The sequence below is a fragment of the Myroides albus genome, assembly GCF_009711045.1.
Taxonomy (GTDB): domain Bacteria; phylum Bacteroidota; class Bacteroidia; order Flavobacteriales; family Flavobacteriaceae; genus Flavobacterium; species Flavobacterium album_A.
The window spans coordinates 191712-217653 of record NZ_WMJX01000002.1 but is presented as its reverse complement, the minus strand read 5'-3'; the positions used below and the strand labels follow the sequence as shown (position 1 = coordinate 217653).

The following is a 25942-nucleotide window of genomic DNA, read 5'->3' as shown; positions in this document are numbered from 1 at the left end:
TTTAAATCTGATTTAGAAGTTTTTCAGGAGTCTGGTAACCTACAATTGTTTTGGTAACTTCTCCTTTACTATCAAAGATAACCATTGAAGGATATCCTGGTATTCTCAAGAACATTGTGAAATCGTGTGTAGCATTCTTGTTCTTTCTTTCTGGGTCAAAACCAGGATTAGTATATTTATTTCCCTTGTGGTTTATTTCTTCATTACCTTCAGCGTTAAACTTAACAGCATAGTAATTCTTATTGATGTGTTCTACTACTTTGCTATCAGTAAATGTCATTTTATCTAACATTTTACAAGGTGTACACCATTCTGTAAAGGCATCCATAAAAATCGGTTTAGGATTTTTCTTTTGAGCTTCAGTTGCTTCGTTAAAAGTCATCCATTTGATTTCTTGTGCTTGTAATGTAAATGAAAGCATTGAAATAGTGAATAATAAGAATATTTTTTTCATGAGTTGTCGAGTTTTTTTATTAATGTTTATTTTACTCCGTGCATTAGTTTCTTAAGCAATGGGTTTAATGCGATAACTAAGATACCCGCAACTATAGGAACAACAGTAAAGATTAAGAAAAATACTGATAGTGAATATTCTTCAGTTATTTTTTCAATTTGCCCTCCTAATTTAGCAGCTAAATTATTTCCAATTGCGATTGCAAGATACCACATTCCAAACATTAATGCAATCATACGGCCAGGTACGAGCTTTGAAACGTATGATAAGCCAACAGGAGAAGAGAATAGCTCTCCAAGTGTATGGAAAAAATAGGCGAATACTAACCACATCATCGAAACCCTTGTACCTTCAGATATTCCATGAGATCCGTAGGCAAGAATACCAAATCCAATTGCCATAATGATTAATCCTAATCCATATTTAATAGATGCTGGCGGGTTAAATCTTGAATCCCATAGTTTTGATACAATGGATGCCAAGGCGATGATAAAGAAAGAGTTAAGTATTGAGAACCACGAAGCAGTTATTTCTACTTGATTATCTTTTATTTCAGTAATTTCAGCTTGAACGATTGTCGTTGCTTTATTGTGTGTTTTGAAATCAGTAGTCAGCTTATCTTTTTGTTTATCACTAAGAATTGTGAAATTTCCCAATTCCTCATAGATTTCAACTTTTTTCCCTTTTTCCAATATATCTAATTGAGATACGACAGCAGTTTGTTTTACAATATCGTCCCCTTCTTTTGGTTGATTTGCTGGTGAAATAGGCGTGTACTCATATATTTTTTCATTGTGTTTATCCAATTTTGGCTCACCAGCTTTATCTAAAGCTACTGTTTTAATTGCATCGAAAGTTACTTCGTACGCATTAGAAGACCAATCTCTCCCTAACATCCAGATTGCTGCAGCCCATACCCCAATAAAGGTAATAGCTAAAACAATATTTGATATCAAAGCTTTCTTGATTGTTTGTTTGGCCAGTAAAAATAGAACCCAAGAGATAATCAATAGTGGTACTACTGTTAATAGGAGATTAAAGACATTGAATAGCATGGCCTTGTTTCCAATTAGTACCCTTTGTGTATTATCTCGTGCAAAAACTATAAGCGAAGTTGCTCCCTGTTCGAAAGACATCCAAAAGAAAATAGTAAAGAATGCAAATATGATTACAGCAATCATTCTATCTCTTACGATTTTAGTATATCTAACAATACGAGAAATAATTAGGTAAAGAAAAATCAGTAAACCAGCTATAATAATTAGTGTCTTTCCGTCATATCCCAGTATGGTCTCAGGAAACAATTTTATTTTACCAACGATATAGAACGCATCGTCAAAAGCATATAGAAAGCCAATGATAGATGTAATTACAATAAGTATATAATCTAAAGTTGTGAAAGGGTTCAGCTTTACTGCTTCTTTCTCTTCATGAATAGTTGTATGTGTGTTTTTTATATCACTCTCTGACAGTTCTATCGACTTGTTTGGCACATCTCCTATGTTTCCAAATATAGGCTTAGCAAACCAGAATTGCAGTGTTCCTAAAAGCATAAAGATACCTGCAAGTCCAAATCCATAGTGCCATCCAATACGCTCTCCAATGTAACCACATAACATCATTCCAAAGAATGCACCTGCATTTACCCCCATGTAAAAAATGGTGTATGCTCCATCTTTTTTCTCAGGAAAAGACTTGTACATTTCGGATAAGATTGAGGTCATGTTTGGCTTGAAGAAACCTGTACCGACTACAAGTAATACGAGCCCTAGATACATAAAGAACTCTGTTTCTAAAGTCATTGAGGCGTGCCCCAATGTCATGATAAGAGAGCCTATGACAACAGCCCATCGATATCCTATATATTTATCAGCTAATATTCCACCAAAGATTGGTGTGATATAAAGTAACATAGCATAAGTTGCAAATATAGCTCCAGCATCTACCATACTCATTTCCCATCCGGGATTTAGTCCTATGACTGACATGGTTAGGAATTGGATTAGTAGTACGCGCATCCCATAGAAGGAGAATCGTTCCCACATTTCTGTAAAGAAAAGAACGAATAATCCAGAAGGATGTCCTAATACTTTACTGTCAAAGAAATTGGGTTGCGTAGAAGTGTCTGTTTTCATTATATATAATAAGTTTAGGTTGGTGTTTCCTCTTTTAGGCAATGCTAAAAGGCTAAAAATAGTAAAATAAACTTATAAATATTTTAATTGAAAAAAAATTACTGTAATTATATGTCTTTTTTGTTGTGTTTTCTTCGTTATTTACTTTTTTCTTGTTTCTCAGGATCATTTGTAACAACCGCTTTATTTAAAAGTATTAGTAGTTTCCATACTTTCTGTTCTTCATTGTGTTTGTAATGTCTTTGATTCGTTACTTATCTTGTTTTAGTTTTAAGTAGGAATAGAGGAGTTGTAAGAACAAGTGGCAAATCAATCAATGCTTTTTGGAGTATCTATTTAAAAATAAAAAAAAGCGCTTTAAGTATTTAAAGCGCTTTTCTTACCATTTATCTTATCTATTTTTCTTTTCAATTGGTCGAATAATCAATCTATCATAAGCAATCAATGTTATTACTGAGAAGATTCCTATTCCAAATACGACATACCATATTTTGTTTGGATTATACGTACTCCACAACATATCTGCCATTTCCCAATGTGATAGATTTAGCTTTTGTTCTGCTAAAGCAAAATATTCATTCTTAGAGAAAGGGAAATGTACTTGACTAATATCGATATTTTTTGAGGCTGCAAACTCTTTGAAAGATACAGTTACTGCATTCCAATCTACGGTATCAGCTTTAAGGTTAAACTGTTTTTCGAAGGCAGATAAAGTCATATCTAGTGTTTTTGCACCTTGTTCCATGAATTTTTCATGGCTGACTACTTCTGGCATATCAATATTTCGCGTAGTCATTTCTCTTTTCAATAAAGACAATTTATCTGACCAAGATTGATACAATCCTCCCGATATAAAACTGGTTACGAAGTAACTTGCTGCAACAGGTAAAAAGTATGTTCCTTGATATAGTCCTTCTTTTCCTTTTGGTGTGATTAAGGCGATAAAAGATGAAACGGTTGGGCTTGACATCATTTCTCCGATAGAGAACACCATTGTTCCTATGATTGTAAAAATAGGATTATGAGTGTAGAAAGTTAACCCAACACCTATACTTGCTATAACAGCCCCTCTAATCACAGCGTTTATATGACGCATTTTTGTCACGAAGTATGAAATACTCACTTGGCAAACAATAATCATAAAAGAATCAATATTCGTAAACCACTCTGGCTTAACTTGTCCATCTTGAGTCATTAGTTTACCTAATACGGGTATGTTTTCATTTAACCAATTGCTCAAGGCAGCAGAATTTACCCAATCTTCAATAAAGTTTGGCAACGTATTAAATAACTGGTTGAACATCGTCCAAAAACCGATCATTAAAACAAGTAATATACCTAAACGAATATCTTTTAGTGCTTCAAATATACCTAAGATAGAATCTTTGATAGCTTTACCTATAGAGTCTTTTGGCTTTTCTATTTTAGGCTCTTTATAAAATAACAATAGGACAATTAAATTGATTCCTATTACTATTGCTGCTTGAATGAAAATAATTTTCCAACCATAAGTAGTACGAAGTCCTGAAGACATAGCGGGTCCTATGAAGCCCCCAATATTAACCATCATGTAGAATATCCCAAATCCCATGGTTCCTGTAGTTTCGTCTGTGTTTCGAGCTACGATGGCTGAAGCAACTGGTTTAAAGAAAGCAGCACCAATCGCAACAAGTAGGAATACCATATATACACTCCAATATGCACTTACTTGACCTAATAGGAAGTAACCTGAGATCATGATTAAGTAGGCTATTGTTAAAGAGATCTTATATCCAATACGATCAGCTATCACTCCAAAGAGCAAAGGCAAAAAGTATAGTATCCCAACGATACCTCCCATAATACTACCTTTTTGTACATGGTCGAAACCAAGACCTCCTGTATCTGTTGACCCTACCAAATAAAGACCTAACAGTGTATAGATACCATACCATGCCCAACGTTCCATTAGTTCCATAAAGCTGGCAATCCAGAAGTTTTTATTGAAGGATGTTACAGTTTGTCCGAATGATTTATTGTTCTGTGACATTGTTAAAGACTGTTTAAATTTTAGGGGAGTAAGTTAAGTCGTATATTTTATACGACAATGAATTAATGGGAGAAATTAAGGTTTTTTTCGGATGTATTTTATAGGAGTAGATAAATAGAAATTATAGCTTCTTATTTTTATACTGTTAATGCTACAAAAAGAAAAAAAGAAGAGGTTACTGATAAGTAGTAACCTCTTTTGGGTAGTCTTCCAATTTGCTCATTTGTATTACTACCTGTTTTAATGTGCAAAAGCTATTTACTTTGTTTTTGTATATATACAAATATACTAAAAACTTCTACATGTGTTTTATCCTTATAGACAATCTATTTAGATAATTTTTCTTATGTACACTTTGCTTATTTGTTTAATTGAATCTACTGTTTTTATTTGGTATAGGTACTTATTGTGACAGTTTTTAGCATTTTTAATTTTCTAAAAGTTTATCTGACTTATTTTATATTAAAAAACAAAGAAAAAGTACCATGATTTACTTAAAACACCGCAAATATTTGTAAAAATTAATAAAATAACGCATTAAGTTGTGTTTATTTTATTAAATTTAACACGTTTTAAAAAGGGATGTGATACGTTAGTTGATATTTTGTTTTTGACTGAGTAAAACACTCTTGGAAGTCTTCAATTTTGATAAGATAGGTTGCAAGTTACAAGTGTTCTTATGAAAGATAATTAAATTGTATTCCTGTGATGAAATGGAGAGTAAACTTATAGTAGTATTACCTTTATCAGTAGTATTGCTTATTTCAAAAGTACCTTGAGTTTATACATTAGTACTTTTGATTTTTTGAAGATTTGTTTCAGTTACCTATAGTTATACTATTCGTATAAGAGCAAATGATAGTAATGTTAATAATAACGAGCAGAAGGAGAGTGATATAAAGCCTAATAGTACTTTCCAGAAGCATAGAATAATGTAGACTAACCTGTTTACGATGAAGTAATAGATAGAATGAATAGACATCTTAATTAGGTTGATGTAGACAACAAAACAATTTTTCTTTTCAGCTGAGCATAACGACTTTGTCGTTATGCTTTTTTTTATGATATAAGTGTAATCCTTGTAAATTATTTGTTATGTAATTTAGAATATTAGATTCTATTTTTGTCAGTTCTTTACAACCTGTAATTAGTTTGTGTATGATTAAAAAAGAGGATTGAGAATCACTTTTAGCCTACCTAACAACTTTTAATAAAAATCGTAAAAGTTAATAGATTCAAACTTCTTGTGTGCAGATGTAAACGTTTAGCGAGGATACATGTTTCGGTAGTCAATTCAAGAATCTAATAGTTGTCATCAAATATAGAGCCATTTGTCGGTATCGAACCTCCAAATTGTGGTGATATTAATTTGCTTGTTTCGATTATTCTATTATTGTCTTTTCTATCTTACTTATCTTCTTATCAACTTTTAGGAAAGTTTCAAAAGTCTCCAATCTCAATAAATTTGCGATGAGCATCTTAAGTTAGTTTTGTGTAGATTAGTGTGGTATTTGAGTATTTGTGGGGTATGATTGAAGTTTGTTTGCAATACAATGCTCTGTGAATCTTTTATTGCTAAGTTGCTTTGTTTATTTTTAATTGAAGTTATCTTGCAATTATTACTATAATAAATTAAGCTATTAGTTCTTACTTACATTAACTAACCCCATGTCCGTTAATTAGTATAAAGGGATAATAGATACTATTAACTCTTGTTTATTTGAACCAAACCTCGTAGCCAAAACGGCAAATAGCTATAAACATAATAAAGAGGAATACATATCTAACCCAAACTTGCCCTTTTAGAATAGCCATTTTAGCTCCACAATATCCTCCTAATCCATTGCAAAGAGCCATTGGAATAGCTATTTTCCATACTATTGCACCCTTTAATAGGAATAAACAAATACTTCCAAGGTTAGTTACTAAATTTATCATTTTAGCATAAGCAGATGCTTTAAAAAAATCAAACCCCATTAAGAATATAAACCCCATAATAAAGAATGTACCTGTAGCAGGGCCAATGAAGCCATCGTAGAATCCGACTACAAGGGATATAATTATTCCCCAGATGTACTTTTGTCTATCGGTGATATTGCTTATTGCCTTTCGCGTAAAGTCTTTCTTGAAGTAGGTGAAGATCCACAAGAGTATTAATATGACGAATAATAAGGGTTTCATAAAGTCATTATTGACCTTAGTGAGTGTATAGGAGCCTAAAAAAGCACTGCCAAATGACAGAAAAGCAAGAAAGGCGAAAAAGAGCCAATTAATTTTCGTTTTTTTAATATACAGTCTGACAGCCATTGCCGTACCTGAAAAAGCAGGGATTTTTAACGTTCCAATTACTGTAGATACTGGTATTTGAGGTAGTAATGCTAAGCCTAAAGGGGTTTGAATTAGACCACCACCACCAGCTACTGCATCAATAAAACCAGCACAAAAAGCTACAATACCTAAGTACAACAAAATGTCTAATTCCATTTCTGTTATTAAAGTTTTAAATTTTAGAAGTGTAATTAATCTTTACCAATCTATGTCTATAATTTCTCTATTAAAGAATCATATCACAATAGTTAACTATTGTGTTATACCCTTTCTCTTGAAAGTAATGCTTTGGGTCTTGTTCATGGGCAACTAATACGAAGTCACCTCCCCATCCTCCTAAGCTTTTTATTGAACCCGGAAAGTCGCTGAATAATTCCTGTTTAACAGTAGGTGTGTTTAATACACGACTCATGATGTTTTCGTGTTCTTCAATGAGTGTTTGGAATTTGACAAAAGATTGCGTCGTACTCATTTCTTTACTGATAGCAGAAACTTGATTAATTTCATATGTAAGATTGCCCTTTTTGGAATGAAAATGGGCAATAGCTTCTTTGCTATCTTTCTTTTTATTTAGGTATACAAAATATAAATTGTCAGCAAATATCGGTTTAAAGTCTATTAACTCAACAGTTGGTTGAAGTGGATCTGTAAGCGTATAATATAAGCCTTGATTGTGTTGCGCACAAGCTATATCATATCCACTGCCTCCAAAAGATTCAAAGAGCAATTGGTAAGGATTAATATTAAACCACTGAGCAATATTATTTATCCATGTAGAAGAAGTACCTAGTCCCCAAAGCCTTGGGAAAGTTAACTCTGTAATAACTTCAAACCCAATCTTGTCTTGTGATAGTAACTCACTGTTTTGTTTATGAGCAGCACGTAGAACTTGGAGAAGAGTTTCAAAGTATGTTGAATGATCAGTAGTAGTCGAGTTTGACTTGATGTCAGTAATGCTTATTTCTTCATCTATCCACTTTTTCCCATCGATGTCTAATCCAACCCACTTAATTGTAGGTTTGTTGGTTTGTTTCACAATCATCGATTGCCCAAACTTTGTAGGTAGGGCAAAGGCAAGAGCTCCTTCTAAAACTAAATATTCTCCTGATAACAAGAGTTTTCCGTTGCTGTAAAACCTCTTAGTCATTATTTTCGTAGACTTTCTAATAGTTCAACTACAGCGCTGTGTGATACTACATTCTTTTCAAAATGAGCAACTACTTTTGCGCGTTCTGCATCTGTAGCTTTAAATTGATTAAGGATATTCATTAAGTGCATTTTCATATGACCTTGTTGAATACCTGTAGTAGTCAATGATTTCACAGCTGCAAAATTTTGAGCTAATCCTGCAACAGCGATGACTTGCATTAATTCAGTAGCAGAAGGATTTTGAAGCATAGTAAGTGCTACTTTGACCATTGGGTGTAAAGAAGTCAAACCTCCAACTGTACCTAATGCTAACGGCAAATCTATCCAAAACTTGAATTGGCCATTTTCAATAGAAGCATGAGATAAACTACTGTATCGCCCGTTTCTCGATGCATAGGCATGTACTCCAGCTTCGATAGCTCTAAAGTCATTACCAGTTGCTAATACAACTGCATCAACTCCATTCATAACACCTTTGTTATGAGTGACTGCTCTATAAGGCTCAACTTCTGCTATGCGGACTGCTTGAACAAACTTTTCGGCAAAGAGTTGAGGATCTTTTATATCTTTTCCTTTTAGGTCTTCTATCGGGCAACTTACCTCTGCACGAACAACACAGTTAGGTACGTAATTTGACAGAATACTCATAATTACATCGATAGCCTTTTCTTTTTCTGAAAAGTTTGAATATTGCATTGCCTCATTCTTAAGGGTTTTGGCAATCTGTTCAAGACAAGAGTTGATGAAGTTAGCCCCCATACTGTCTTTTGTTTCAAATGTAACATGTAATTGATAGTAGTTCTCTATATCAGTTGTTTTGTCACGTAACTCAATATTCTTAATTCCGCCCCCTCTTTTTTGCATATTCTGAGTAATTGGTGCGGTATCTTCATAAAATTTGTGTTGGATTGTATTTATGAATTGGGTCAAAAGATCAATATGACCTTTGTATATGAAGTGTACTTGTCCTATTTTTTCTGTGCCAAGTATAGTTGTTTTGAACCCTCCTCTTTCAGACCAAAACTTTGCCGCCTTTGCTGCTGCAGCGACTACGGAACTTTCTTCTATCACCATTGGTATGGTATACCACTTCTCATTTATTTTAAAATTTGGAGCAACTCCAAAGGGAAGGTAGAAGTTAGTAATCGTATTTTCAATAAACTCATCGTGTAATTTTTGTAACTCTTGATCACTATTCCAATATTGTTCAATGATTTCTATTACATCTTGATTATTATTGAAATAGGTGTTTGAGATCCATTTGATCTTATCGTGTTTACTCAATTTGGAGAATCCGTTTATAGTATTGGCCATTTGATTGTCTTATTTTGAAAGGACAAAGATAAAGTATTCTGATAAGGTTAGGAAAAAACTCGCCAGTCAATTCTGTAAATGTGTGTATTGGGTATTTTGATATAGGTGATTTGCGTTTTTCTAATTCCTTGATAGGTAGTGAGCTGAACGATTTTTATTCTGATTTGTTTGACTTTTCTACATGTGCATTAGGATTATATTGTCGTAAATAAGAAGTACGATTAAGCTATTTAACTGATTTTATCTGCATTAAAGCTTTGTAAAAAGCAATGAAGATTATATAGTTTAGCCATTTTTATTTAAGCGTTAACAATAAAGCATAGTTAGTCCGTTTAAAAAACTAAAAAAAGAACTATTAATATTATTTGTTCAAGTTATTGTGAGTTTTAGTGTCAAAAGTGTGTCAATAGAATTAAGCTTTTATTGGTTAATTCCAAAAAAAAGTTGGTGTAAATCAGATTTTTTCATTAAAATTGGAAGTTTTTTCGATTAAATAAATAATGAAACACCTTAACTTTACCCTATTATTTTGTGTTATTGCCTCACAATTTGGGTTCGCTCAAAAACAGATTGAACTTAAAGAAATTTGGAATGGCACATTTCGTACAAAAGTAATGCAGTCAGTCAATGCTATGGCAAATAGCAATCAATATTCCCGTATTGAGCAAGCTGCTAAAGAAATTCAAGAAATCAATTTATACGATTTTCGTACACTTGAAAAGACGAATACAATATTTAATACTCAAGATTTTAAAGAGATTAAAACTATTGATAGTTATGTTTTTGACGATAAAGAAGAACAAATCTTAATCGGTACAAATTCTCAAGCTATCTATCGCAGATCAAGTTTAGCCGATTTTTATTTATATAATACACTGACAAAATCTTTTGTAAAAGTAGCTGAACATGCTATCATGGAACCTACGTTTTCTAAAGATGGAAAGAAGATTGCTTATGCTTACCAGAATAACTTGTTTATTTATGATATAGCAAGTCATAAGTCTACACAAATTACAACTGATGGTCTGAAGAATCACGTTATTAACGGTATCTCGGATTGGGTTTATGAAGAAGAGTTCAGTATTGTAAGAATGTTTGATTGGAGTTTGAACGGAGATAAAATTGCATATGTCAAGTTTGATGAAACTGAGGTTCCTGAATACTCAATGGATGTCTATGGAAATGGATTATATCCTACTCAAGACAAGTTTAAGTACCCAAAAGCAGGTGAAAATAATGCGATTGTATCCTTACACATATATGATTTAAACACAAGTAAGACCTCTCAGGTTGACTTAACTGAGTTTTCGGATTTTTATATACCGAGAATCAAGTGGACAAATGACAATAACTACTTAAGTGTTCAAGTTATTAATCGTCATCAAAATGATTTGAAACTGTTTTTTGTCAATGGAGGAACATTAGAGAAACAACTAATTTTAAATGAAACAGATAAGGCTTATGTAGATGTTCAGACGTTGTCTTTTCAACCCAATAATGACTTTATTTGGCTAAGTGAGAGAGATGGGCATAATCATTTATATCACTATAACAGAGAAGGTAAACTTATCAATCAGATTACTAAGGGAGATTGGGAAGTAACGGATTACTATGGTATTGATGCAAAAAATAAAACATTATTTTTTCAGTCTGTTGAACAAGGATCTATCTATAGAGATATTTACTCTATAAGTCTAAATGGCAAAAATAAAAAGCGTTTAACAAGTGAAGTTGGAACGCATTCTGCTATCTTTAGTCCGAGTTTTGACGTCTTTATCAACACATTTTCATCAAGTGTTAAGGCTCCAAGATATTCGTTGAAAGCTGCACAGACTGGTAAAGTAATTAAAGAAATTCTCAATAATAGTGAGTTGGAATCTAAGGTTGCTGATTACAACTTGCCTAAGAAAGAGTTTGTTCAGATCCCTACAGAAGAAGGGGTGCAATTAAATGCTTGGATTCTAAAACCTTCTGATTTTGATCCAACAAAGCAGTACCCAGTATTTATGTATCAATACAGCGGCCCTGGATCTCAACAGGTTGCAGATAAATGGTTTGATTCGAATGATTATTGGCATGCAATGTTAACTCAAAAAGGGTACATAGTCGTTACAGTAGACGGTAGAGGTACGGGCTTTAGAGGAGCTGACTTTAAGAAGGTTACTCAATTGCAACTTGGTAAGTATGAAGTAGAGGATCAGATTAGTGCTGCAAAATATTTAGGAAAACAGAGCTATGTAGACGAAAGCAGAATTGGAATATGGGGATGGAGTTATGGAGGATTTATGTCATCTAATTGTCTTTTGAAAGGAAATGATACCTTCAAAATGGCAATAGCTGTTGCTCCTGTTATTAATTGGAGATATTACGACAGTATCTATACTGAGCGTTATATGACTACTCCTCAAGAGAACCCAGAAGGGTATGATGACAACTCGCCTTTTACTCATGCGGATAAATTGAAAGGGAAATATCTTTTGATTCATGGTACAGCAGATGATAATGTGCATGTACAGAATGCAATGGCAATGATAGAGACATTGGTGCAAAAGAATAAAGACTTTGACTGGTTAATTTATCCAGATAGAAATCACGGTATATACGGAGGCAATACAAGACTTCAGTTATATACTAAGATGACTAATTTTATTTTGAATAATTTATAATAGAAGTACACCTTAAAAATATATATAACACCAACCAAAAACAACCTTTATAACACGTACTTAATTTTTAAAACAAACTAATAACTTATTAAATGGCAGCAGAAACAGCTACAAACGCAGATCTTTTTAAGTCTAAGGTACTTGGGCATCCAGCAGGTCTGTTCGTTCTGTTCTTTACTGAAATGTGGGAACGATTCTCTTTCTATGGAATGAGAGTTTTATTAATTCAATTTTTAACAGCTAAAGTTATTTTTGGCGATGCATTCTCAGGATGGGGATGGTCAGCAGAACAAGCTGGTGCACTATATGGTACCTATGCTATGTTGTTATATCTTACACCGATTTTGGGTGGAGTTATCGCTGATAAGTATATAGGCTCACGTTGGGCAGTTATAATCGGAGCTATTATCATGACTTTAGGTCATGCATCCATGGCTGCTGAAGGAATATCTAAGCTATGGTTTTTCGTAGGGCTAGCTTGCTTAGTAATTGGTACAGGATTTTTTAAACCTAATATGCCTTCTATCTTAGGAGAAATGTACAAAGCATTACCTGAAAAGAAAGACGCTGCATATACTATATTCTATATGGGTGTAAACTCAGGAGCTTTCTTTGGAATGATGCTATGTGGATATTTAGCCGAAACTGAAGGATGGCATTATGGATTTGGATTAGCAGGTATCTTTATGTTATTAGGTACAATCCAATTCTGGTTAGCGAAACCTTTGTTGGGTGAACTAGGGGAACTTAAAAAAGTAGATAATACAGTAGAGAAAACATCAGAGCAGATCAAAGAAGATCATGACACTAAAAACCCTTACACATTAGTAGATTATATCTTAATCGGTATTGTATCTGTAATCGGTTTATTATATGCTTTCAATGATCCTTTGTCTAAGAACGGAGTACTTGACCTTTTTGCTTTCTTAGATACAGAAACATTAAGAGGACAGAATATCATGGCAATCCTTGCTTTATTGACTTTCTTATATTTGGTTATTTCTCGTATTTTACGATACGGAAAGGTGATTAGAGATAGAATGTTTGCGGTGATTCTATTGGCATTTTTCTTGATGTTCTTCTTCATGAGTTTTGAGCAAGGAGCTACCTCATTGGTACTTGTTGCGAGAGATTATGTGGATAGATCATTAGAAGGAGGAGCTTTATTGGCATTTAATATTATCAATACTTGTTTAACAGTAATTCCATTGCTGATTATCTCTTGGGTATTATTCTTGTTAGCTAAAGCTACTTGGACTAAGATTGCTATGTCAAATATCATTTTATTCATTTGTTTTGCTGGTATTTGGGCGATGGCTATTTATATGTTGAATGCAGAATTCAATAAAGAAGTTTCTGAGATTACTGTATCTTGGTTCTCTATTTTGAACTCATTTTTCATTATATCATTAGCATCTACAGTTTCTAAATTATGGGATTCTAAGTATAATCCATCAGCGGCTTTCAAGTACGGAATAGGGTTAATCTTTGTAGCTATTGGTTTTTTAATTTTAGGATTAGGCTCAATGGGAGCAACAGAAGGAGTAAAAATGTCGATTATATTCCTAATATTAACATACTTATTCCATACCTTAGGGGAATTATTTATCTCTCCGGTAGGGCTATCTTATGTATCTAAATTAGTTCCTGGAAAGATGCTTGCATTCATGTTTGGTATGTGGTATTTAGCACTTGCTATTGCTCAAAAGTTTGCGGCTATCTTAGGAGGACAAATTGAAAATATAAAAGAGGAATATTCGTTGAGTCACTTCTTCTTCTTATTCACTTTAATACCTGCTACAGCTGCTATATTGGTAATGTTAGTGAATCCACTATTGAAAAAACTAATGCACGGTGTTCGTTAAGAACTCCGTGCATTGCACAATATAAATAATTATAAAAATGAGTCAACAACAGACATTAGAGGAGATCCAAAATTTTGAGGGAAAATATCCCAAGCAAATTTGGAGTTTATTCTTCTCAGAAATGTGGGAACGTTTTAGTTTCTATGGTATGAGAGGAATGTTGGTTTTCTTCATGATACACCAACTAGACTTTGCACAAGCACAAGCCAATTTACAATACGGTGCTACTCAAGCATTCGTTTATGCATTCACTTTCTTAGGTGGTATTTTTGCAGATAAGATCTTGGGCTTTAGAAAATCTCTTTTTTGGGGAGGGGCAATGATGATTTTAGGAAGTGTAATTCTTGCTATTGATCCTCATAAGTTCTTCTTTGAAGGTATTGCCTTCACTGTGATTGGTACTGGTTTCTTTAAACCGAATATTTCTACCATGGTAGGGTATTTGTATAAAAAAGGTGATAATCGTACTGATGCTGGTTTCTCATTGTTTTATGCAGGTATTAACTTAGGGGCTCTTATCGGAGGTTATCTGTGTATTGCTATTGGTAAAGGACATATTTTATCAAGCTATATTGATGAAGCGCATCGTTGGAATGTTGCATTTGGATTAGCTGCTTTTGTAATGTTAATCAGTTTAATCAACTTCATCTTTACCAAAAGACATTTAGGTCCAATTGGACTTCAGCCAAAAGAGGTATCAAAAGATGGTCAAGAAAAGAGAATGCCGTTATGGAAGGAAGTGGGGACTTATATATTGACATTTGCTATGGTACCTGTAATTGTGTTCATGATTGACAATACTGAGTATACGGCTTACTTTATGTATACAGTAGGGCCTTTAGCATTATTGTATTTGATCTATGAGATGACAAAATTGACCAATAGTGAGCGTAAAAAGATTATCGCTGCTTTGGTGTTTATTTTCTTCTCAATCTTATTTTTTGGTATTTACGAACAAGCTGGTGGATCGTTAAGTATATTCGCTGCTCAGAATCTTAATTCTGATTTGTTGGGTATGCATTTAGATCCAAATGGTGTGAATAACTCTGGTGGTGCCTTTTTCATCATTTTCATTGCACCGATTTTAGGTTTATTGTGGATATGGTTAGCGAAGAAGGGAATTGAGCCGAATACAGTAGTGAAGTTTGGTCTTGGTTTCGTGCTTTTAGGAGCAGGTTATTACGCTTTATTTGCGACGAGATTATTTGCTGATTTACAAGGTATGACATCTTTAGATTTCTTTACTTTTGCTTTATTAATCATTACACTTGGGGAGTTGTGTTTGTCACCTATTGGTCTTTCGATTATGACTAAATTGTCTACTGCTAATCTACAGGGGATGATGATGGGGATGTGGTTCTTAGCAAGTGCTTATGGTCAGTATATGGCTGGTATCATTGGTGCAGCAATGTCTACTTCTGATACAGAGAATGTATCTAATTACGAAGCTTTAATCGCATATACGGATGGTTACAAGGAGTTAGGACTTTATGCTGTAATCGCCGGGATATTGCTTATTGCTCTTTCTCCACTTATGAAAAAACTTATGCAAGACGTACGATAATAGTTTGTCTATAGTCTATATAGTATAACAAGCCCCTTGGTTTTTCCGAGGGGCTTGTCGTTTTTTATCACTTGTCTTGCAATGGTTATTAGTTGATATTGATTTATTTATGCTTACCTTTAATGTAAAATTTAGCTATGAATAAGATTGAAGATGTACTGCAAAATACTGACCATAGACCCTGGCCGCTACCAGAAGATAAGTGGGTTTACTATCAAGAGTGGAATAGATTGCTCTTTTTGCACTTTGAAGTCCCTTTTGAAGATCTTAGGGAATTGGTACCCGATTGCCTTACTTTAGATGATTTTAACGGTAAGTACTATATCTCTATAGTACCTTTTACTATGGAGAATATTCGCCCTCGCCAACTCCCTTCAGTGGGGTTTATTTCGGACTTTGATGAATTGAATGTGAGAACTTATGTCAAGCATGGTGACAAAGCTGGTGTTTATTTCTTAAATATAGAAGCAGGTAAGCGATTGTCAGCTTTTGTTTCTCGTTTACTATCTGGATTACCGTACGAAAAAGCAAAAATGAAAAGAAGTAAAGGACAATACTTATCTTTAAACGAGGAGAAGAAGTTCTTTCTCAAAGCTAAGTTTATCGTGGGAAAACCAGTTGTGGAGAAGACCGCCTTACAATTATGGTTGACAGAGCGTTATTGTCTGTATATTTATGAAAATGAGGAATTGTTTAGATATGAAATACATCACAAAGAATGGGATATAAAAGAAATTACATTTGAGGATTTGGTGTTTAACTATCGCTTTGGCAATATTCATTTAACGGAGGAAAACTATATCTGTCCCAATTATTCTGATGGAATAGTTGTTGTCTCCTGGGGTAAAGAAAAAGTAGAAATATAAAGGAAGATTCCTATTCGTTATATACAAAATCAGCGACTCTTTTTGGAGTCGCTGATTTGTTATATTGAGCTTTAGGCTATTATCTGACAGGTCTAAGCGTATTGCTAAATGTCACCTTGAAAGGGACTTCTTTGTTTGAATTGTTCTTCATGATATAGATGAACTTAAACATTTTAGCATGATCTGTTTCTATGGTAACCTCTCCTTTTGTATAGCTATCTTTTACGAGAATATCTTTTGTGTTTTCTATTCTTATTGATTTGGCTATACCCGTAGATAAATCACTCATTATCATCGATTTTAAAAATGTTTTGTTCTCATTCTTAATCGTGATATCCTCTCCTTTGAATCCTTGAGTTAGAATTATGACAGAATATTTATCTTCTGTAGCTCTCATTCCCTTTAGATAGTTCTCTTTTGTTTTCTCAGTTACAGAGCGGAAGTCATCTCGGACTTGTGCATAATCTGGTAAATCGATAACATCTTTTTCGTCTGGTAATCGATCTTCGGTCTTAATTTCTTCGATGCGTTCTTCGATTGTTAGGTCTTTGTTAGGAGCTTTAACATGTGATGCCGATTTACACATTGAGAATAAAACAATTAAAGCTAAAAAGGGTAGTTTTTTCATATTCTTAATTTAACGATGATAAGGATGCGATCGTAAGTAAGTATCTTTGTGCAGTAAAGATAAATTATTTTGAAGCATATTAAAAATGCGAATAGTTAAAATTGACAATTGATGAAATACGATGTGATTTTAGTCGGAGGTGGAGCAGCAGGATTTTTTACTGCCATTAATCTTGCAGAACAAAACAAGAAATTGCGTATCGCAATTCTTGAGAGAGGCAAAGAAGTATTGTCAAAAGTGAGAATATCTGGTGGAGGACGATGTAATGTAACACATGCATGTTTTGATCCAAGAGAATTAGTGCAGTTTTATCCCAGAGGTGAAAAAGAACTATTAGGACCTTTTCATCAGTTTTGTTCAGGTGATACTATTAGCTGGTTTGCTGAGCGTGGAGTGAACTTAAAAATTGAAGAAGATGGAAGAATGTTTCCCGATACTGATTCTTCAGAAACGATTATTAACTGTTTTTTAGGTGAAGCTAAGCGCTTGAAAATTGATATTATTACAGGAGTGAGTGTTCAGAGTTTCTTTAAGAAAGAGGACACTTGGAAACTCGATACATCCAAAGGAGGATATGAATGTTGTCATTTAGTAATTACTACAGGTAGCAATCCAAAGATTTGGGGCTTGATGCAAGAGCAAGGGCATAGCATTGTCGAGCCTGTACCTTCTTTGTTTACTTTTAATGTCAAGGATAAACGCATTAAAGATTTAATGGGGATAGCTGTGCCTGCTGAAGTAAAAGTAAAAGGTACTAAGCTTGAAGCAAGTGGTCCCTTATTAATTACACACTGGGGAATGAGTGGCCCTGCAGTTTTGAGATTGTCTGCTTGGGGTGCTCGCATTTTAGCAGATAAAAAGTATCAGTTTTGTATTACTGTGAATTGGGTTCCTCAACACAGTAGAGAATCTATCTTTGAAGATCTACAAGAGGTTCGCAAGGAACAGTCCAAGAAGAATGTCATTAAGCGTGGGCTGTATGATTTGTCAAATAGGTTGTGGGAGCGAATTGTTTTATCTTGTGATATTGCTGAGGATGCAAAGTGGGCTGATCTAAACAATAAACATCTGCAAGTATTATCAGCAGCACTTACTGAGGCTGAGTACCAAGTAAACGGTAAGAGTACCTTTAAAGATGAGTTTGTTACTGCTGGTGGAATTGACTTAAAAGAAATAAATTTCAAAACAATGGAGAGCAGAATACAGGATAATTTATATTTTGCTGGAGAAGTTATGAATATTGACGCTATAACAGGAGGTTTTAATTTCCAAAATGCTTGGACTACTTCTTATATAGCTGCCTTAACTATTGCAAATAAAAATGGAGAATCAGATGAAGTATAATTATTATAATTTCCCAAGTAGAATAGTATTGTTGATTATTAGTATAGGACCATTTCTCGGAATGGGCATTTACTTTTTATTGCAGGGGATTGGTTTTGCGAAAGTTCTTTCAGTTCTTTTATTCTTTTTGTTTGCTGTATTTTTTTATAAGGCATTTTTTATGAATGTGATTATTGATGAAGAAGGAGTTAAGTATCAAAGTCTATTTAGAAAGCAGTCTTTTGAATGGGCAGAACTACACGATGTATTAATCGTAGTTAGACAAAGGCGATCCGTTCCTGATTTCTATAAATTGAATGAGTGGTTCGATGCTGGATATAGTGGTAAAAGCTACTTTTTATTATTTAGAACAACAGATGCTTTTCCTGAGAACCCAATGTTTATGTTTAGCGCTCCGATGAGCTATCATTATATTAGTGTTCAGTATCGAAAAGGAATGGAGAAGATTATAAGAGAAAAGCTTAAATAGAATTTTGTATTATAATTTTATCGATGCAATATTAGTTTTTTTAACTATTTTTATGAAAAAATTAATATATGTTAGATAAAATTAAGTATGCGGCTACCCTCTCTATGTTAGGAGGTGTTAGTTTCTTTAAGTTAGTGCTATTAGGGCTTTGTAGTTTGGTAGTGACTTTTTCAGCAGGGTTTTTATTGCTAATTAATGCGTCAAAATATACCTCTCAAAAGGTAGAGTCTGATTTTTTCTTAGTTAGTTTATTTAAACTGTATCCACTTCAAACCCTTTTGTTATTGTTGATTATTGCAAGTGGTTTTGTCTTATTTAGCATTTCTGGTAAATACGCTATGCAAAAAGTTGCAAACAAAATTGTCAATGACAAGGCAGAGACTGCACTTTATCCAGTGCTGGACAAAGTTTTGAACAAGGCATTTGGCGGTATTGGTGAGGAAGAAAAAAGGAATATGTTTCAGAAGGGTGTAGACTTCTCGCTGGTACAAGTTAAAGCAGTTGACGCGGTCAAAAACGAGACTGAGAATAAATGGGTAAGAGGATTGCTTGTTTACGGCTTTGAAAAGTTGAGTATTGACGATATTCCTTTCAATGATCCCAATATTGATATACGGGATATAGTGAAAATTAAGGTTGTTGACTTTATCAAGGAAATGGCTGAACCAAGTAAAGGTTTGTTTTGGTATCTTGTTTTATATCATTGGATTGTATTGGGGATTATTATTTTTACGAGGTAAGACAAGTTAATCTGCAACTATACCTATTTGGTAAAAAAGAGAAGCATACATTACTTATAAAAATATAGAAATACAGCATTTAGTTATTTGCTCTATTCTAATTAGAGACCCTCTATTGCAACGCTGTTAGCTTGTAATAGAGGGTTTTTGTTTAGAGTTATCACAGATGCAAAAATTGGTGGTTCATTTTTTATGCCTTTAGTCTTGTTGCTCAGTCATCTGGTGTCTATTTGATGTGCAAGTTGGAGATTAAAGCGATTTTATATTTGAATCATAGAAAACAGAACTTATTTTAAAAGATAAAATGCTCGTTTACCAGATTGAAGTAAACTGTTTTTTTCTTTTGACTATCTATAAAAGTACTTTCTGTATCGAAAAGAACGCTTTTTCTACTTTGTTTGCAACAGGATTTGTTTTGTTTATAGCGTGGATTTTAAAATTTTTAATGTGTGTTCAATAGAAGAACAGAAAAAAGATTGTAGTCTTTAAGAGATTAATTTATTGGTGTTTGTTTATTCTAAGGAGTGAGTTTTAGCTGATCTATTAATGAAATCATCGAAAATGATGATCAAGTTGACAAATTAAAAAAAGCAGATTTGAATGCCTTATTAGAGGGTCTCGCTTGCACTATCTTCGGGATTCCTTGCGCTTTTCTTGGGGTTTTCTTGCCTAGAGGGCACTTTTCTCGAAGAAAGGTGCAAGAAAGGTGCAAGAAAACCCGAAGCAATACCCAAACACATTGGAACAAAATCATCGGTAGGGAGTCAATAGAGATGTGGAAGTAATAAACTGCTGGCTTGAAATGATTTCACCTTGTTTTGTGTGTTTCTTACACCAGGTTTGATTCTTTTTTTGGTGATTAAAACTCTGGTATTAGTTACACTTGTATCTATTTGTTTCAATACTCCTTTAGCACGCCCATGAGAATGCCATAGAGAGCAATGGCTTGTTGATACATGAACGATACATCGGAGATACGAATAGAAAGAAGCGAATTTTTGTTTTCGCTCTCTTTTTACTTTTGTTAGAAGTATAGTTTCCAGCTAAAGAAAGTTTATTAGTGTTTCTTGTCAAAGAATGAACTGAGTCGAAGTTTTATTTAAGATAGTATTTTAGGTAAGAGTTGCTCTCTAATAGAGATGTGATGTTGAGCTTTACAGGTGTAATTTCAATATTAGATGGGTTTTACGAAGAAAATAGGGATGTGTTAGGAGAATAAAATTGGCAGTTAATAGCGATTATGAGCAAATACAGTTTCACAAAAGCGATTACTTTGTTTGGAATAGGGGGACAATCAAGAAAAGATAGTATTTTTGTCAAGATAGAAATTAAGAAGAAATGAATATAGAAGATTTTATTTTTAATCAAGAAGTAGATAAGTCGACTGCACTACAGGGGACTTTTACATGGAGTGCACCGAGTAATATCGCATTGGTCAAATACTGGGGAAAGATAGGAGATCAGATACCTGCCAATCCTTCTTTGAGCTTTACGCTATCTGAGTGTAAGACGATTACATCTCTTGACTATAGAGTGAAATCTGAGAAGGGGATAAGCTTTGATTTGCTATTTGAAGGTAAGCCCAAAGAGGACTTTAAGCCCAAAGTGCAGAAGTTCTTTGAGCGTATAGTGAAGTATTGCCCTTATATAGAGGATTACCATTTCGCAATTGATACGAAAAATACCTTTCCGCACAGTTCGGGGATAGCGTCATCTGCATCAGGTATGGCTGCATTGGCTGTGAACGTGATGTCATTAGAGAAAGCGTTGAATCCCACTATGACAACTGCATATTTTGATCAAAAGGCGTCTTTTTTGGCGCGATTGGGTTCAGGAAGTGCTTGTAGAAGTATTTCAGGAAGTATCGTTGTATGGGGTGAACAAGCAGAAGTGTCAGGTAGTTCTAACTTGTATGGGGTAGATTTTCCCTATGAAGTACATCCTAAGTTCAAATCCTTTTGCGATGTAATTTTATTAGTTGACAAAGGAGAGAAAAAGGTATCGAGTACAGTTGGTCACAATTTGATGAATAATCATCCTTATGCAGAAAAGCGATTTGAACAAGCTCATGTTAATTTGAGTGAGTTGAAAAAGATTTTGATAGAGGGTAATATTAATGGCTTTGTGTCGTTAGTAGAAAGTGAAGCTTTAACACTTCATGCGATGATGATGACCTCTATGCCTTATTTTATTTTAATGAAGCCAAACACACTTCAGATCATTGAGAAAATATGGGCTTTCAGAGAAAAAACGGCAATACCTGTGTGCTTTACTTTAGATGCTGGGGCAAATGTCCACGTTTTGTTTCCAAAAGAAGATAAAGATTTTGTGATGACTTTTATTAGACAAGAATTGGCTCTTTTATGTCAAAACCAGCAATTTATTGTAGATGAAATTGGTTTTGGCGCAGAACAAATAAAATAATTTTGTATCTTTATGTAATGGTATATTTATTGCCTATATTATAAACTAAAAAATTTTGGTTATGAAAAATTTGGTGAAAATATTCGGAATAGTGTTAGGTACTGTCTTGATTGGACAAGTATCTTATGGTCAAGAATTAGTTGAAGATCAGAACCCAAACTATAGAAATAGTATGTATAAATATGTTGCAATTAAAGACTCATTGACTACAACTTTGAGTACTACGGTTCAGGATACATATAAGGCATACGATTGGTATGAGGCTAAGCAAGAGCGAAAAGCGCAACGTAAATTGTGGAAACACGAGGAGCGAATGGCACGAGCTAAGTATGGTAGAAATCACTATTACTCTGATTACTATGGTAATAGTTATGGTGGGTACTATAATGGATACAATAGCGGATGGAATTGGAACTGGTTAAGACCAAGTATTGGTTTTAAAACAGGTAACTGGTTCTTCTCAATTTAAAATAAATAGCTAAACGAAAAATAAAATAAGAAAATTATGCAGATGAAACGTATTGCATTAGCAGCAATCTTAGCAGTGTCAGGATTGTTTATCTCGTCTTGTGGACGTCAAGTAACAAGAGTAAGTACTGATGAAACTATTGATATTAGTGGAAGATGGAATAACTCTGATTCGAGAGAAGTTGCGCAACAAATGACAAAACAAGTATTAGAAGGGCCTTGGATTTATAATTATCAAGATGAGAACGAAGGGAAAAGACCTGTAGTGATTGTTGGTATGGTTTACAATAAAAGTCACGAGCATATTGAAGCTGAAACTTTTGTAAAGGATGTAGAGCAAGCGTTTATTCAGTCACAAAGAGTACGTTTAGTACAAGGTGGTAAAAAACGCGAGGAACTTAGAGGAGAGAGAGCTGATCAACAAACAAATGCATCAGTATCTTCAATGAAAAAATTTGGACTTGAACAAGGTGCAGACTTTATGTTGCAAGGTTCAATTAACTCAATAGTTGATTCTCACAAAAAACAAAAAGTGGTTTATTATCAAGTTAATTTAGAGTTAACTAATATTCAAACAAATGAAGTGGTTTGGGTAGGAGATAAGAAAATCGCTAAATATGTAAAACGTTAATAAATAGACATTCATGGTTTTAAATAGAACCATAAGTATATTACAAAGAACATCAGTGCTTTTTGCGCTGATGTTCTTCGTGTTTGGATGTGCATCATATCACGATAGAATAACTGATTACTATAAGAAGGTAGGTGCAGGTGATTACGTTGAGGCTGAAAAGTCATTAGATAAGAATGCCTTAGTAAAGAAAGATCGAAACAAGCTTTTATATCTTATGGAGAAAGGTAGGTTAGCCCACCTTCAAGGAGAGTATGCTAAGAGTAATAATTATCTGAACGAAGCGGATTTATTGGTTGAGGATGCGGTTAAAAGTGTCGGAGATGTTGCTGTCGGCTTATTCTTAAATTCAATGTCTCAAAGTTATAAAAGTGAGGAGTTTGAGATTTTTATGTTGCATTATTACAAGGCATTGAATTATTTGTTTTTAGGAGAAACTCAAGAAGCTGTCGTTGAAGCAAGAAGAATTTCTCTGCAAAATTACGCTCAAGGAGATAAGTATAAAGACAAGACTACTCGCTATTCGAAAGATGCTTTTTCGCTAATTCTTCAGGGGTTGATTTACGAACATGCAAAAAATTACAATGATGCATTTATTGCTTATCGCAATGCAGTGGAAGTTTTTAAATCTGCTCAAGGTTCTTATTACGGTGTGAGTACGCCAAGAGCTTTAAAGATGGATTTATTGCGCATGGCTTATAATCTTGGGTTTACTGGCGAATTAAATGCTTATCAAAAGGAATTCAACTTAAAGTATAATCCTAAAGAGGAAAGTGAAGGAGGAGATTTAGTTATTTTTTGGGAAAATGGTATGGCTCCTATAAAAACGGAAGAGAATATCGTTTTCACTCTTGTAAAAGGTGAAAAGGGAGGACTGTTTTTTACAAATGCTCTTGGAATTATGATTCCTGTTAGTTTAAATATTTCTGGAGGGACTACATTGAATGATGTTCACAGTTTGAATATTGCCTATCCAAAGTATATTGTGCAACAGCCACCTTATTTTAAGGCCTTAGCGAAATCGAATGACTACAACTATTCTTTTGAATTGGTTGAAGATATTGATGCTTTAGCTGTAATGACTTTAAAAGAAAGAGCAGGAAAAGAATTAGGTGATATTTTAACGCGTATGGCAGTTAAAAAAGCAGCTGAATACGCATTGAAAGCAGCAGCAAAATCCAATGGAAAAGACGGAGAGGCAAATGCAGTTCTGGAAGGTATTGGATTCGGAGTACAGTTGTTTAATATGTTTTCAGAGAAAGCAGATACCAGAAACTGGCAAACTTTGCCAGCAAAAGTAAATTATACGCGTATTCCTCTAAAAAAAGGAGAAAATGTAATCAATGTTGAAATGGAACGTCCTACAGGACAACGTTCAACATATAGTATAACCGTTTATGGTACTGGAGGTGTTCAGTTTCATAACTTTGCAACAATGAGGTAAGTATGATTGTAAATAAAGTGTGTACACATTGTAAACAGGAGATAGAATGTAAAGTTGATCAGATTGCTGATTGTGATTGCAGTAAGGTTGAGGTGAGCAATGATACACGTCTTTTTTTGAAACAGACCTATCACAAGTGTTTGTGTAATACCTGTCTTGAAAATATCAATGATTTAGTTGCTCAAGCAAAAGGAAAAGATTTTCCCAAAAGGCGAAGTGAGATGATTGAAGGAGTACATTATTATATCGAAAACGGGTATTTTGTATTTACAGAACTGTATCATTTAATGAAAGGGTATTGCTGTCAAAACGGCTGTAGACATTGTGTTTATGGCTTTAAGAATAGATATTTATAAAAATCCAATTGAAAAAATAACTAAGTGTATAATATTGCTTATTTTTGCATTGAAAAAAAAATCGTAAAGTAACTATGAAAGGACCTTTATTTTATTCAAAAATTCTTCTGTTCGGTGAATATGGAATTATAAAAGATTCAAAGGGATTGTCTATTCCTTATAATTTTTATAATGGAGCTTTGAAGGTTGAAGATAATCTGGAAGGATTTGCTTTAAAGTCAAATGCAAGTTTAAAGAACTTCGCTTTGTATTTAAAGGATTTACAAGAAGCTGAACCGACATTAGTACAGTTTGACATTGATGCTCTTTTAGTAGATATTAATAGAGGTTTGTATTTCGATTCCAGTATTCCTCAAGGATATGGAGTAGGAAGTAGTGGGGCTTTGGTTGCGGCAATTTACGATCAGTACGCAAAGGATAAGATTACAGTTCTTGAAAATTTGACTAAGGACAAGTTGTTGATCCTTAAAGGAATATTCGGTAAGATGGAAGCTTTTTTTCATGGAACAAGTTCTGGTTTAGATCCTTTGAATAGTTATCTGAGTTTACCAATCTTGATTAATTCAAAAGACAATATTGAGCCTACTGGTATCCCTTCTCAAAGTGTTGATGGTAAGGGGGCTGTGTTTTTAATAGATAGCGGTATTGTAGGCGAGACAGCTCCGATGATTACTATCTTTATGGAAAAGCTAAAAGATCAAGGTTTTAGAAACGTATTAAAAGAGCAGTTCATTAAACATACGGACGAATGTGTTGAGAGTTTCTTAAAAGGTGATTTTAAAAACCTTTTTTCAAATACCAAACAACTTTCTGCTGTTGTCTTTAATCATTTTAAACCTATGATTCCTGAGAAGTTTCATCAAGTATGGCAAAAGGGAATTGAAACAAATGATTATTATTTAAAACTTTGTGGATCAGGTGGAGGGGGATATATCCTTGGATTTACTCCTGATATCGAAAAAGCAAAAGAATCATTGAAAGAATATGAATTGGAAGTAGTTTATCAATTCTAAAGAAATAAAATAAAAGTTCTAACCTTTCGCAATCGCGAAATAAACAGGCAATTCA

The 25942-nt window shown here is 33.8% G+C and carries 20 protein-coding genes; 13 read left to right on the top strand and 7 right to left on the bottom strand.

Translation table 11 applies throughout. The features are described from left to right. Nucleotide 1: 1 nt before the first annotated feature. The 6 genes from GJV76_RS02220 to GJV76_RS02195 all read right to left on the bottom strand — a co-directional run bounded on the left by GJV76_RS02220 (nt 2) and on the right by GJV76_RS02195 (nt 9409). A complete protein-coding gene (locus GJV76_RS02220) occupies nt 2-454 on the bottom strand; it encodes a thioredoxin family protein (RefSeq protein WP_155091015.1) in 453 nt (150 codons plus the stop codon). 26 nt (nt 455-480) lie between these two features. Next, nucleotides 481-2589: a peptide MFS transporter gene (locus tag GJV76_RS02215; RefSeq protein WP_155091014.1), complete on the bottom strand. Its 2109-nt coding sequence runs from the start codon at nt 2587-2589 to the stop codon at nt 481-483. Between the two features lie 391 nt (nt 2590-2980). Continuing rightward, nucleotides 2981-4618, bottom strand: coding sequence for an MFS transporter (locus GJV76_RS02210; RefSeq protein WP_155091013.1), 1638 nt, complete (start codon nt 4616-4618; stop codon nt 2981-2983). 1716 nt (nt 4619-6334) lie between these two features. Further along, nucleotides 6335-7102: a sulfite exporter TauE/SafE family protein gene (locus tag GJV76_RS02205; RefSeq protein WP_155091012.1), complete on the bottom strand. Its 768-nt coding sequence runs from the start codon at nt 7100-7102 to the stop codon at nt 6335-6337. A gap of 70 nt (nt 7103-7172) precedes the next feature. Further along, complete coding sequence (locus GJV76_RS02200) at nt 7173-8093, bottom strand: GYDIA family GHMP kinase (protein WP_155091011.1); 921 nt, start codon at nt 8091-8093, stop codon at nt 7173-7175. After that, nucleotides 8093-9409 carry a hydroxymethylglutaryl-CoA reductase, degradative gene (locus GJV76_RS02195; RefSeq protein WP_155091010.1) on the bottom strand — a complete coding sequence of 439 codons (1317 nt, stop codon included), beginning with the start codon at nt 9407-9409 and terminating at the stop codon, nt 8093-8095. Before GJV76_RS02195 ends, GJV76_RS02200 begins: the two co-directional genes overlap by 1 nt. A gap of 500 nt (nt 9410-9909) precedes the next feature. Between GJV76_RS02195 and GJV76_RS02190 the strand changes: the two genes are divergently transcribed. The 4 genes from GJV76_RS02190 to GJV76_RS02175 all read left to right on the top strand — a co-directional run bounded on the left by GJV76_RS02190 (nt 9910) and on the right by GJV76_RS02175 (nt 16370). Beyond that, entirely contained in the window at nt 9910-12075 is a 2166-nt protein-coding gene (locus tag GJV76_RS02190; RefSeq protein ID WP_155091009.1) for a S9 family peptidase, read from the top strand. 92 nt (nt 12076-12167) lie between these two features. Continuing rightward, a complete protein-coding gene (locus GJV76_RS02185) occupies nt 12168-13940 on the top strand; it encodes a peptide MFS transporter (RefSeq protein WP_155091008.1) in 1773 nt (590 codons plus the stop codon). 37 nt (nt 13941-13977) lie between these two features. Then, nucleotides 13978-15504 (top strand): peptide MFS transporter, encoded by a 1527-nt coding sequence (locus tag GJV76_RS02180; protein ID WP_155091007.1) that lies wholly within the window; start codon nt 13978-13980, stop codon nt 15502-15504. A gap of 137 nt (nt 15505-15641) precedes the next feature. Then, a complete protein-coding gene (locus tag GJV76_RS02175) occupies nt 15642-16370 on the top strand; it encodes a YqjF family protein (protein ID WP_155091006.1) in 729 nt (242 codons plus the stop codon). 79 nt (nt 16371-16449) lie between these two features. On the opposite strand, the gene GJV76_RS02170 is transcribed toward GJV76_RS02175, so the two are convergent. Beyond that, a complete protein-coding gene (locus tag GJV76_RS02170) occupies nt 16450-16998 on the bottom strand; it encodes a hypothetical protein (protein WP_155091005.1) in 549 nt (182 codons plus the stop codon). A gap of 111 nt (nt 16999-17109) precedes the next feature. Between GJV76_RS02170 and GJV76_RS02165 the strand changes: the two genes are divergently transcribed. The 9 genes from GJV76_RS02165 to GJV76_RS02125 all read left to right on the top strand — a co-directional run bounded on the left by GJV76_RS02165 (nt 17110) and on the right by GJV76_RS02125 (nt 25887). After that, nucleotides 17110-18342, top strand: coding sequence for a BaiN/RdsA family NAD(P)/FAD-dependent oxidoreductase (locus GJV76_RS02165; RefSeq protein ID WP_155091004.1), 1233 nt, complete (start codon nt 17110-17112; stop codon nt 18340-18342). After that, nucleotides 18332-18811, top strand: a complete 480-nt coding sequence (locus tag GJV76_RS02160) for a PH domain-containing protein (protein ID WP_155091003.1) — start codon at nt 18332-18334, stop codon at nt 18809-18811. Before GJV76_RS02165 ends, GJV76_RS02160 begins: the two co-directional genes overlap by 11 nt. Before the next feature lie 68 nt (nt 18812-18879). Continuing rightward, nucleotides 18880-19551 carry a hypothetical protein gene (locus tag GJV76_RS15880; RefSeq protein ID WP_230381480.1) on the top strand — a complete coding sequence of 224 codons (672 nt, stop codon included), beginning with the start codon at nt 18880-18882 and terminating at the stop codon, nt 19549-19551. 1338 nt (nt 19552-20889) lie between these two features. Continuing rightward, nucleotides 20890-21975 carry a diphosphomevalonate/mevalonate 3,5-bisphosphate decarboxylase family protein gene (locus GJV76_RS02150; RefSeq protein ID WP_155091002.1) on the top strand — a complete coding sequence of 362 codons (1086 nt, stop codon included), beginning with the start codon at nt 20890-20892 and terminating at the stop codon, nt 21973-21975. 61 nt (nt 21976-22036) lie between these two features. Further along, nucleotides 22037-22444, top strand: coding sequence for a hypothetical protein (locus GJV76_RS02145; RefSeq protein ID WP_155091001.1), 408 nt, complete (start codon nt 22037-22039; stop codon nt 22442-22444). Between the two features lie 36 nt (nt 22445-22480). After that, on the top strand, nt 22481-23074 hold the full coding sequence (locus tag GJV76_RS02140) for a penicillin-binding protein activator LpoB (RefSeq protein WP_155091000.1): 594 nt from the start codon (nt 22481-22483) through the stop codon (nt 23072-23074). A 13-nt stretch (nt 23075-23087) separates the two neighbouring features. Continuing rightward, the gene (locus GJV76_RS02135) at nt 23088-24518 is read left to right on the top strand and encodes a COG3014 family protein (RefSeq protein ID WP_155090999.1); all 1431 of its coding nucleotides are present in this window, start codon (nt 23088-23090) and stop codon (nt 24516-24518) included. A gap of 2 nt (nt 24519-24520) precedes the next feature. Then, nucleotides 24521-24874, top strand: a complete 354-nt coding sequence (locus GJV76_RS02130; protein ID WP_155090998.1) for a cysteine-rich CWC family protein — start codon at nt 24521-24523, stop codon at nt 24872-24874. A 74-nt stretch (nt 24875-24948) separates the two neighbouring features. Next, the gene (locus GJV76_RS02125) at nt 24949-25887 is read left to right on the top strand and encodes a mevalonate kinase family protein (protein ID WP_155090997.1); all 939 of its coding nucleotides are present in this window, start codon (nt 24949-24951) and stop codon (nt 25885-25887) included. Nucleotides 25888-25942: the final 55 nt, after the last annotated feature.

Coding starts and splice junctions, on each gene's coding strand:
- GJV76_RS02220 (WP_155091015.1), bottom strand. CDS start 454: ATGAAAAAAATATTCTTATTATTCACTATTTCAATGCTTTCATTTACA.
- GJV76_RS02215 (WP_155091014.1), bottom strand. CDS start 2,589: ATGAAAACAGACACTTCTACGCAACCCAATTTCTTTGACAGTAAAGTA.
- GJV76_RS02210 (WP_155091013.1), bottom strand. CDS start 4,618: ATGTCACAGAACAATAAATCATTCGGACAAACTGTAACATCCTTCAAT.
- GJV76_RS02205 (WP_155091012.1), bottom strand. CDS start 7,102: ATGGAATTAGACATTTTGTTGTACTTAGGTATTGTAGCTTTTTGTGCT.
- GJV76_RS02200 (WP_155091011.1), bottom strand. CDS start 8,093: ATGACTAAGAGGTTTTACAGCAACGGAAAACTCTTGTTATCAGGAGAA.
- GJV76_RS02195 (WP_155091010.1), bottom strand. CDS start 9,409: ATGGCCAATACTATAAACGGATTCTCCAAATTGAGTAAACACGATAAG.
- GJV76_RS02190 (WP_155091009.1), top strand. CDS start 9,910: ATGAAACACCTTAACTTTACCCTATTATTTTGTGTTATTGCCTCACAA.
- GJV76_RS02185 (WP_155091008.1), top strand. CDS start 12,168: ATGGCAGCAGAAACAGCTACAAACGCAGATCTTTTTAAGTCTAAGGTA.
- GJV76_RS02180 (WP_155091007.1), top strand. CDS start 13,978: ATGAGTCAACAACAGACATTAGAGGAGATCCAAAATTTTGAGGGAAAA.
- GJV76_RS02175 (WP_155091006.1), top strand. CDS start 15,642: ATGAATAAGATTGAAGATGTACTGCAAAATACTGACCATAGACCCTGG.
- GJV76_RS02170 (WP_155091005.1), bottom strand. CDS start 16,998: ATGAAAAAACTACCCTTTTTAGCTTTAATTGTTTTATTCTCAATGTGT.
- GJV76_RS02165 (WP_155091004.1), top strand. CDS start 17,110: ATGAAATACGATGTGATTTTAGTCGGAGGTGGAGCAGCAGGATTTTTT.
- GJV76_RS02160 (WP_155091003.1), top strand. CDS start 18,332: ATGAAGTATAATTATTATAATTTCCCAAGTAGAATAGTATTGTTGATT.
- GJV76_RS15880 (WP_230381480.1), top strand. CDS start 18,880: ATGTTAGATAAAATTAAGTATGCGGCTACCCTCTCTATGTTAGGAGGT.
- GJV76_RS02150 (WP_155091002.1), top strand. CDS start 20,890: ATGAATATAGAAGATTTTATTTTTAATCAAGAAGTAGATAAGTCGACT.
- GJV76_RS02145 (WP_155091001.1), top strand. CDS start 22,037: ATGAAAAATTTGGTGAAAATATTCGGAATAGTGTTAGGTACTGTCTTG.
- GJV76_RS02140 (WP_155091000.1), top strand. CDS start 22,481: ATGCAGATGAAACGTATTGCATTAGCAGCAATCTTAGCAGTGTCAGGA.
- GJV76_RS02135 (WP_155090999.1), top strand. CDS start 23,088: ATGGTTTTAAATAGAACCATAAGTATATTACAAAGAACATCAGTGCTT.
- GJV76_RS02130 (WP_155090998.1), top strand. CDS start 24,521: ATGATTGTAAATAAAGTGTGTACACATTGTAAACAGGAGATAGAATGT.
- GJV76_RS02125 (WP_155090997.1), top strand. CDS start 24,949: ATGAAAGGACCTTTATTTTATTCAAAAATTCTTCTGTTCGGTGAATAT.